Source organism: Oscillochloris sp. ZM17-4 (assembly GCF_019599295.1).
In the GTDB taxonomy this organism is placed as follows: domain Bacteria; phylum Chloroflexota; class Chloroflexia; order Chloroflexales; family Chloroflexaceae; genus Oscillochloris.
On the sequence record NZ_JAIEWN010000015.1, the window covers coordinates 86,171 to 95,706 of the forward strand.

Consider the following 9,536-nt stretch of genomic DNA (forward strand, 5'->3'; position numbering starts at 1 on the left):
AAGGTTTTACCTTCCCGGAAGCTAAGGCCTGAAGAAAGGAATCACTGATGATCGACCTGAGCACAAGCTACCTGGGCATGCCTCTGAAGACGCCGATCGTCGCGTCAGCATCGCCGCTCTCGCACCACCCAGATGTGATCCAGCGCCTTGAGGAGGCCGGGGCCTCGGCCGTGGTGATGTACTCGCTCTTCGAGGAGCAGATTATCCGCTCCAGCCTGGAGCTGGACTACCTGCTCACCCACGGCGCCGAGAGCTTCGCCGAGGCCCTGAACTACCTGCCCGACCACGGGAAGTACAATGTCGGCCCCGAGCGCTACATCGAGCAGATCCACGAGCTCAAGCGTAAGGTACACATCCCGGTGATCGGCAGCCTGAACGGCGTCTCACCGGGCGGCTGGATCCACTACGCCCGCCTGATCGAGGAGGCCGGCGCCGACGCCCTTGAGCTGAATATCTACAACATCCCCACCGACCCGAACATCACCGGGGCCGATCTGGAGCAGGGCTACGTCGACCTGGTGCGCAACGTGCGCGCCGAGATCAAGATCCCCCTGGCCATCAAGCTCAGCCCCTACTTCAGCTCGCTGCCCAACCTGGCCTGGCGGCTGATGGAGGCCGGCGCGCAGGGCCTGGTGCTCTTCAACCGCTTCTACCAGCCCGACTTCGACCTGGAGAGCCTGGAGGTGGTGCCGAACCTCCAGCTGAGCACCTCGAACGACCTGCGCCTGCCCCTGCGCTGGGTGGCCCTGCTCTACGGGCGCGTGCCCGTCGACCTGGCCCTCACCAGCGGGGTCCACACCGCCAATGATGTGCTCAAGGCCATGATGGCCGGTGCGAAGGTGGCGATGATGGCCTCGGCGCTGCTCAAGGGCAAGCCCGATGAGGTTGTCCGCGCCATGCTCATGGAGCTGCAGACCTGGATGACCGAGCACGAGTACGAGTCGATCACGCAGATGCAGGGCAGCATGGCCCAGCGCGCGGTCGCCGAGCCCTCCACCTACGAGCGGGCAAACTACATGAAGGTGCTCGGCTCGTACCAGGACGCCGGCCCCACCATCCCTGATGTGACGCTTCAGGCCGGCATGCTCTACCCGGTCGACTGAGCGATGGTGGCGGCCACCCCCTAAAGGCGGCCGTCTCACGCGGCCACAGGATGTATCCTGTGGCCGCGCGTATGTGTACAGGGCGCGTTATGCGGCTCGCAGATGTGCGTTATAATTGTACTGCTTGCAGCACGTGTCACTTGCCTAGCGGGGGAGGATGAGGCATGGCGGGCAGCACGTCTATCGAGATGAGCCCTGGCCAGATCCTGAGCGATCTAGGGGCCGACACCTTCCGCAAGGCTCTCCAGCGCGGCGATGCGCTCCGCTGCGCGCGGCTGTGGATGGCCACGGCCCATCGGGCCGATGATGGCGGGGTCGAGATCGAGATCTACTGTTGCCTCGATACGAGGCACGACTGTTGGGACGTTGAGATCTACTACTATAGCGTTGATCGTGCGATTGTCGCCCTGCGCGAGTACGAGCGCACCGGCAATATGCCCGAGGGCGAGTAGAAAGAGTCACGAGTGGGCCTAGCCCTCTCGTGACTCTCCGCCCGCGGCAACCCACTCCACCCAGTCCCCGTGTCCGCTGGCCGTGGCGAGCGGCCGCTCCTCCAACACCTCACCCGCATAGACCGTCAGCGTCAGGCGCGCATCGCCTAGCGACGAGCCCTCGCAGCCCAGCCGATAGATCGTCCTGCCCCGCCCCGCCTCGGCCAGGATCGCGCCCAGCCGCGCCCGGCCCTCATGGCTAAGCTGGTAGGTCACGTGGGTGTGGTAGACGCAGAGGGCCGCGTCGGCGGGGGCGGCGGCGATCATGGCGGGCAGCAGCGCAAGGGCGTCCCCGGCGATGATCGGCGGCGGCGCGGATCTGGCCATAGCGATGGCCGCCCGCAGCCGGTCCATGCGCTCGGTCTTCTCCGGCCAGATCAGCGCCTCCAGCCAGCGCACAGCGTCGGCGTCGCCCAGGTCGGGCGGGCTGATCTCGACGCCGCACCGCCAGGCCACCGCCGGCATGCGCGCCGGGATGGGCGGGCGCGCGGGGCCGCGCAGCTCGCTGGCGATGCAGACGGGCGCCGCGGGGTCGCCGGCCTGGAGCTCGCCATAGTCGTAGCGGTAGCGGTCCCAGAGCATGTTCAGCCCCGCGCTGGGGCCGATCTCCAGCAGGGCCAGGGGCCGCCCGCTCTGCGCGGCGACGGTCTGGAAGGCGGGCAGCAGGTAGGCGCAGCGGCGCGTCTCGTTGGTCTGGGTGATCCGCGCCGCGAGCAGGGGCCGGATCACACCGGCGTGCCCCAGACAGAAGTCGCGGAATGCGGCGAAGGCCGACTCGCCGGGCGGCTCCGCGCCGCCCAGGGTCGCATAGTAGCCGGCCAGCGGGTGGCGGCGGTCGCCCAGCAGCAGGTAGTGGGCTGCGCCAAAGAGCATGTTTGGCGGCGGCTGGCCCGGCCGCGTGGCGCGGGCGAGATCGATCAGGTCGGCGTCAGCGGCAATCCGCGGCGACAGGTAGGCGTAGAGCGGTGAGCCTGGCTGGCACTCGTCGGCGAAGCGCACAAACTTGTCGGCGAGCTGGGCGGGGGTGTAGGCGCTCACGCGCGATCCTCCAGTGCGATGAAGGGACGCGGGGCCGGGCCGATGTACTCGGCCTCGGGGCGCACCAGGCGGGCCACATCGAGCTGCTCGCGCACGTGGCCGACCCAGCCGGGCAGGCGGGCCATGGCGAAGGCCAGGGTGAAGGTGTCGAGCGGCAGGCCGAGCTGGTAGAGCAGCGGGGCGCTGTAGAACTCGACGTTGGGGTAGAGCCTGCGGGCCTGGAAGTGCGGGTGGTCGATGATGTAGGCGGCCACGGCCTCGGCCACGGCGTGTGCGCCGGCGTCGGCCTGCGGGCGCGCGGCCAGGGCGGCGGAGTGCTGTCGCAGGTGGCGCACGCGCGGGTCCTCGGTCTTGTAGATGCGGTGGCCGACGCCCATAAGGCGCGCCCTGCGGGCCAGCAGATCCTCGATGAAGGCGGGGACGCCGGCCGGCGCGTCGATGGCCAGGAAGGCGCGCATGGCGTGCTCGTTGGCCCCGCCGTGGGCCGTGCCCTTGAGTGCGGCCAGTGCCGCGTCGATCGCCGCGTAGAGGTCGCTCTGGGCGCTGGCCACGATGCGGGCCACGAAGGTCGAGACGTTCAGTCCGTGCTCGGCCAGCAGCACCATGTAGGTGTTGAGCGCGGCCTCCTCCTCGGGGGCGGGCCGGCGGCCGTGGAGGGCGTGCAGGAAGGCGGCGGCGTGGCCGAGGTCGGCGTCGGGCTGCACCGGCTCGCGGCCCTCGCGCAGGCGGGCGTAGGCCGCCACCAGCATGGGCAGCTTCGCCGCCAGCCGCAGGCCATCGGCGAAGACCGTGTCGGCGCGCATGGTCGCCGGGCGGTGCAGGCCGGCGAGCAGGCTGACGGCCGCCCGCAGCACATCCATGGCGTGGCCGGCGCGGGGCAGGCCGCGCACCAGCGCGATCTCCTCGGCGGAGAGCGCTCGGGCGGCGGCCAGCTCGCCCCGCAGGGCGGAAAGCTGCCCGGCCGTGGGCAGCTCGCCGCGCCAGAGCAGGTGCAGGACCTCCTCCCACCGCGCGCCGTCGGCCAGGTCGTGGACGTTATAGCCGCAGAGGCTCAGGCGCCCGGCGTCGCCATCGATCGATCCGAGATGAGTCTGGGCGACCACAGTGCCGTCCAGGCCCATGCCAATGTGCGCGCTCATCACGATGACTCCTCTAGGGAAGCGGGATTATGAAAGCGCCAGGGCTGTTGCAACATCACCTTCCGGTGGGGTGTGGGGGCGGCGAAGCCGCCCCCACGCTTGACCCAGCGCTTATTCGCGCTAACATATATTTTTGGTGGGTTTGGGCGGCGAAGCCGCCCAAACCCACCAAAAAATGGGGTCTGGGGCGCAGCCCCAGGATGTTGCAACAGCCCTGATGAAAGCGCGGCGCCGACATCTGTCGGCGCCGCGCGATCTATAGCTATGCGGTCGGTCGGGGGCCGACCACGGAATAGACAAGCCAATTGAGGCGCACGCCCACCTACAGCAGCCCGCGCACCGTCGCGACAAGCCACCGTAACACACTCCGGTGCGCAGGTGGCGCTACTGTAGCAGCAGGTCGAAGCTGGGGTGTCCATCATCGCCGGAGATCCGGCGGATGCCGCGCTGGATAGCGCGCAGGGTGCCATCACCGATCCAGAAGGTCAGCAGCGAGCCCACAATGAGGCCGATGGCGCTGCCACATGCGGCGCCGGCGGCGAAGAGGATCATGCGCTTGCGTCGGGAGACAGCTCTGTGATGTGGGAGTGCCTTACTCATAGAAGCCTCATTGAACCACGACGACCGGTGGAACCTTGCTCCAGAGGCGCTCAAGGCGATAGTAGTCGCGCTGAGCGGCGCTGAAGACGTGGACGACCACATCGGCGTAGTCGATCACGATCCATCCGGTGTCGGACGATCCCTCGATACGCGGGTTCATGCCGTACTCGCGGTGAACCTCCTCGTCGATATGATCGACGATGGCGCGCAGCTGTCGGTCGTTATCTCCGGAGCAGATCACAAAGTAGTCGGCAATGGTGCTCTGTGTGCGAATGTCGAGCATGGCGATCTCGTGGGCCTGCTTGTCCTCGGCGAGATCAACAATGCGACGGGCAAGACTTGCTGTCTCTATGGCGTTTTCTCCTGACAGTGATGCGTACGACTGGGCGATGTAGGGAGATCGTATCACACATGACGCAGAATGTAAACTGGGGGCTGGGGGTTGGGAGATGGGGGTTGGGCCAGCCCTCAACCCCCATCTCCCAACCCCCATCTCCTAGCACTCGCTATAGCCGCAGGTGTGGCACTTGCGGCAGCCCTCCTCATTCATGAGAGTGGCGTTCTGGCAGTCGGGGCAGATCTCGCCGGAGCTGACCACCTCGCCGTGGGCGATCGTGGCGCCGAGGGCCACGGCGACATCGACGCCGTTCAGGTCGCCGCCGCTCGACTTCAGGCTCTTGGGCCGCTCTGGGTGATCTGGGTTGACGTAATGATCCTGGAGCAGCTTGCCGATCGCGTCGGGCACCGAGCGCACCCGGTTCGGCCCGAAGCCGGCGCTACTGGCCCCGCCGATGCCGCGCAGCTGCTCGGCGATCAGCTTGACCGGCACGCCGCAGCGCAGGGCCAGCGAGATCAGCCGGCCGATCGCCTCGGTGAAGGCCATCACGTCGCTGCCGGCCCGCCCGATGATCGCGAAGGCCTCGAAGGGCTTGTCGTCGAGCTCGGTGACGAACAGGCGCAGCTTGCCCAGCGGCGTCTGCACCGGGAAGGAGTGGCTGGGCAGGCCGTCGGCCGGGATGTTGCGCGGCGTCACCGGCATGTCCACGGCGACGGGCGCCGCGGCCGGCTCGGCCGCCGGCTTGGCCGGGTCGGCCGCGGGGCCGGTCGAGAGCACCTGGTTCGCGCGCGAGCCGTCGCGGTAGACGGTGATGCCCTTGCAGCCCAGGCTGAAGGCCAGCTCGTAGGCCTCGCGCACCTGGGCGGGGGTCGCCTCGTGCGAGAAGTTCACCGTCTTGCTGATCGCCGAGTCAGTGTGGTCCTGGAAGGCGGCCTGGGTGCGGATGTGCCACTCGGGCGCGATGTCGTGGGCGGTGACCCAGACCTTCTGCACGGCCTCGGGCACCTCGGGGTGGTGGATGTGGCCGGTGTCGGCGATCCGCTCCATGAGCGCCTCGGAGTGCCAGCCCTCGCGCCTGGCCTGGGCCACGAACTGCTCGTTGATGTCGAGCATGCGCGCGTCGGCCTGGTAGCGCCAGAAGGCCACGGCGAAGAGCGGCTCGATCCCCGAGGAGCAGCCGGCGATGATGCTGATCGTGCCCGTCGGGGCCACGGTCGTCACATTGCAGTTGCGCATCGGGCGCATCGGGCGCACCCGCGAGCCGTCGGGGCGGCGGGCGCAGCTCGCGTCGGGGCCCCAGATGCTGCGCTCCCACTCGGGGAAGGCGCCGCGCTCCTTGGCCAGCTGCTCCGAGGCCACCTTGCTCTCCTCGTCCACAAAGCGCATCACCTCGCGGCCCAGGTCGGTCGCCTCCTGCGAGCTGTAGGCCACGCCCAGCCTGACCAGCATGTCGGCCCAGCCCATCACGCCCAGGCCGATCCGGCGGATGCGCTGGCTCAGCTCGGCGATCTGCGGCAGCGGGTAGTGGTTCGCGTCGATCACATTGTCCAGGAAGCGCGTGCTCTCGTGGACGACATCGCGCAGGCTGTCCCAGTCCACCGTGCCCTTGGACGTGACGAAGAGGCCCAGGTTGATGCTGCCCAGGTTGCAGGAGTCGTACGGGAGAAGCGGCTGCTCACCGCAGTTATGAACATACAAGCCATTCGCATCGAAGGCGTTGATGCCTGGAATCGAGCAATCAAACACCTCGGCCTCGCCAATGATCGTAACCGAATCGACTTCGGCGACGAATCGCTCACGATAAGGGCCGCGAGCCGAACGGGCTGCAAGGGCCGCGCTCAATGCCTGAGCTTTCGTCGGATGCGTGAAACCGACCAGCGAGGCAAAGGCCAGCAAGTTGTCTTTAGAGATGCTCAGCTCGTGCTGGGCTTCAGTAACGTAAGGTTTCTTGCCGCCGCGACCATCGGGGAGGACGCGCTCGCCAGTAGGGCGACGGTTACGATAGATCGTTGATGCGATACCAAGGCGAAGTAGCATCCGCTGTGCCCGCTCAAGCAGTGGAAGATTGGACTGCGCGAGTCGAACAGACATACCCTTATCGCCACCATCGAGCACGGTGCCATCCGCGTCGAACAGGCCGCGCAGCAGGCCACGGTAAAGCAAGCTTGATGCACGCTCTGTGCTGTCGGTAAGAGCCTTATGTTCTGAGGTGATACCAAAGGCTGCCGCGAGAGTCGCAAGCGCGGTTGAGCGGACACGGAACTCATCGCGATCTTCGATGGACTGAATACCGAGATCTGCACGTGTCTTAAGGTTAGCCTTTACCGCACCGAGCGCCTGCTGGGCCATATATTCGGCATCCTGCCCCCAGAAGGAGAGAACAGCACGATCCTCGCTGAATGTCCCGTCACCTATTAAGAGGCCCAAAAGCCAGCCTTGCTCAAGCGTACCAGCACCATCCCACTGTGTATGCTCACGGTGGTTATGGAGTTTGATGCGATCACCAGGCTGAAGACGTTGAGCCTCGACCCATTCTGTCTGCTCATCGTTACGCTCAAGTGCATTGACACGCAGTACGAGATGGTTGCCCGTAAGGCGGAGCGTATAGCCATCAGCTACTCGCAGTTCATAGATAGGCTTCATGCCATTTGACCAGAAGCCGCGATCATCACCCTCATAGAGCTTGCCATCAACGACGGCTGTGAATGGCATCCCTACAAGCTCGGCAACCTGACGAGGCCCACTATCCGTCTGCACCCAGGTATCACGGGTAATACAGGGATTCGTAGCTTCATAGTCGCCCAACGCCGGTACCGGGTTCCACTCATTCGTGCGGTCGATAAAGAACAGGCCGGGCTCGCCGGTGGCGTGGGCGCACTCGACGATCAGGTCGAAGACGACCCGCGCGCGCAGGCGCATGGGCTGGCCCGCCTCCACCAGCACCTCGCCGGTGACCGGGTGCTTGAGCGGCTCGCGGGTGGCGATCTGCACCTGGCCGCTGCGCGGGTTCAGCAGATCGTACTCGCCGTCGGCCTCCACCGCCCGCATGAAGGCGTCGGTGATCGCGACCGAGATGTTAAAGTTTTGGACCTTGCTGAGGTCCTGCTTTACGCTGATAAAGCTCAGGATATCCGGGTGGTCGCACCGCAGGATGCCCATGTTCGCGCCCCGTCTTGTCCCGCCCTGCTTAATCGCCTCGGTGGAGTAGTTATAGACCTCCATAAAGCTGACCGGGCCGGAGGCCACGCCCATGGTCGAGCGGACGATGTCGTTGTGCGGGCGCAGGCGCGAGAAGGCGAAGCCGGTGTTATGGATCATCGCCATGCCCGAGTTGCCGGCGGCGTAGGTGTTCCAGTCGGCCACGCTCAGGTCGTAGTAGGGCTTGGCCACGGCGGCGCGCTCGATGCACTTCACCTCCTGGCCGCAGCGGGCGATCCGCCCAATCAGTGTGGACAGCTCCTGATCGTGAGGGGCAACCGCGTCGGCGATGCTGAGCAGATCGTGGCGGCTACAGCGCCCGGCCTGGTTCGCCGCCCACTGCCTCATCTCGGTGGCGCAGACACCGGGGCCGCCGACATGGCCCATACTCCTGGGCTTCGCCACGCCCAGTTCGACCAGCCGGTCGCGCCACTCGCGGAAGGGCAGCTTCAGCGCGCTTGCGTAGTGGTTGGTATTATGCAGGCGCTCGCGGCGCATATCGTTGGCGATCCAAGGCGCGAGGTCGGCGGCCAGATCGTTCACCTGCCGCTGCGGGCACAACAGCACGGTGTAGGTCGTGAGGCGGCCCTTGCCGTGCGGGCGCTTGCTGCGCACCGTGGGCTGATAGCCCAGCAGACTCAGGAGCGCCGCCAGATCCTCGGCCATCTCCTTCGATGCAGTTGTGTACGAGGGGCTGCCGTCCTTGTCCACACAACCGTCACTATCGAGCAGGCCGGCGACAAAGGCGCGCACCACCGCGAGCGGCGATTTGGCGATGATCTCAGGGACGCGGATGCTCGCATCCTTCGGCCCGATCTGCTCTAGCCCACAGGCCTCAAGCAGGCTGTGGATGAAATGCTGAGTCAAGGTTGCGACCGACAGTAGGCCGCGAGCATCTTTCTGGATCGAGACGTGAATATCATAACGGGCCAGGATCTCGCGCACCCGATTGAGCACATCCTCGGTGCCAGAGAACCAGCGCACCCGATATTGGCGCAGCGCGGGCACATAGCCGAAGGAGCCGTCGCCGAGGGTGAAGCCGAGCAGCCAGCCCAGATCGGTGTCAATGGTGAGACGACCGACCGTGCGGTTCTCCTGCCAGGGCCAGTAGGTGTCTGGCCGATCTGGGCCGAGGATCACATCGCCGGGCTGCAGATGCTCGGCGGCGACTTCAACCATGCGCGTGCCGCGCACGACCATGAAGGGGTGCCAGTCGCTGGTCTGAACGGTCGTGCCCTCGCGGGTCTTTACGACGATCTGCTTCTCAGCGGGGACATCGAACTTCCAGACGTGGGTAACTGGCTTGAGGGCAACCGCGCCGCTGGCCGGGTTCATCGCCACTGTGTTGATGTTTAGGTCAGCCACATCGTAGGCGACGCCGAAGCCCGAAGCGATGCCGCTGCGCCCATCGACCGTGGCCCGGTTGAAGAGCACCTCAATCGGCTCGATGCCGCAGAACGTGCTCCAGACGCGCGCGTCGCCAGCAATACAACCGCCCCCTGACTGGTGAACGAGCGCGGCGTGCTTCATGGTGTCGTAGATGCTCTCCAGGCTGTCGTCCACTGGCAGGACAAAGCATGCGCTGAGCATCCCGAGCGGCCGCCCGGCGTTCATCAGGGTCGGGCTGTTG

The 9,536-nt window shown here is 66.4% G+C and carries 7 protein-coding genes; 2 read left to right on the plus strand and 5 right to left on the minus strand.

Annotation, left to right across the window (positions count from 1 at the left end; genetic code table 11):
* Positions 1 to 47: 47 nt before the first annotated feature.
* Together K2Z83_RS13220 and K2Z83_RS13225 are read left to right on the plus strand one after the other, a co-directional pair.
* A complete protein-coding gene (locus K2Z83_RS13220) occupies positions 48 to 1,103 on the plus strand; it encodes a dihydroorotate dehydrogenase-like protein (protein ID WP_220595655.1) in 1,056 nt (351 codons plus the stop codon).
* A gap of 164 nt (positions 1,104 to 1,267) precedes the next feature.
* Positions 1,268 to 1,555, plus strand: a complete 288-nt coding sequence (locus K2Z83_RS13225; RefSeq protein ID WP_220595656.1) for a hypothetical protein — start codon at positions 1,268 to 1,270, stop codon at positions 1,553 to 1,555.
* Between the two features lie 18 nt (positions 1,556 to 1,573).
* On the opposite strand, the gene K2Z83_RS13230 is transcribed toward K2Z83_RS13225, so the two are convergent.
* The 5 genes from K2Z83_RS13230 to K2Z83_RS13250 all read right to left on the minus strand — a co-directional run.
* Positions 1,574 to 2,632, minus strand: coding sequence for a DUF2332 domain-containing protein (locus tag K2Z83_RS13230; protein WP_220595657.1), 1,059 nt, complete (start codon positions 2,630 to 2,632; stop codon positions 1,574 to 1,576).
* On the minus strand, positions 2,629 to 3,771 hold the full coding sequence (locus K2Z83_RS13235) for a citrate/2-methylcitrate synthase (protein WP_220595658.1): 1,143 nt from the start codon (positions 3,769 to 3,771) through the stop codon (positions 2,629 to 2,631). Before K2Z83_RS13235 ends, K2Z83_RS13230 begins: the two co-directional genes overlap by 4 nt.
* A gap of 384 nt (positions 3,772 to 4,155) precedes the next feature.
* Positions 4,156 to 4,371 carry a hypothetical protein gene (locus K2Z83_RS13240; RefSeq protein WP_220595659.1) on the minus strand — a complete coding sequence of 72 codons (216 nt, stop codon included), beginning with the start codon at positions 4,369 to 4,371 and terminating at the stop codon, positions 4,156 to 4,158.
* A gap of 7 nt (positions 4,372 to 4,378) precedes the next feature.
* On the minus strand, positions 4,379 to 4,762 hold the full coding sequence (rsfS, locus tag K2Z83_RS13245) for a ribosome silencing factor (RefSeq protein WP_370650172.1): 384 nt from the start codon (positions 4,760 to 4,762) through the stop codon (positions 4,379 to 4,381).
* 105 nt (positions 4,763 to 4,867) lie between these two features.
* Positions 4,868 to 9,536: LAGLIDADG family homing endonuclease (locus K2Z83_RS13250; protein ID WP_220595661.1), on the minus strand; the 4,669-nt coding region annotated here is incomplete at its 5' end.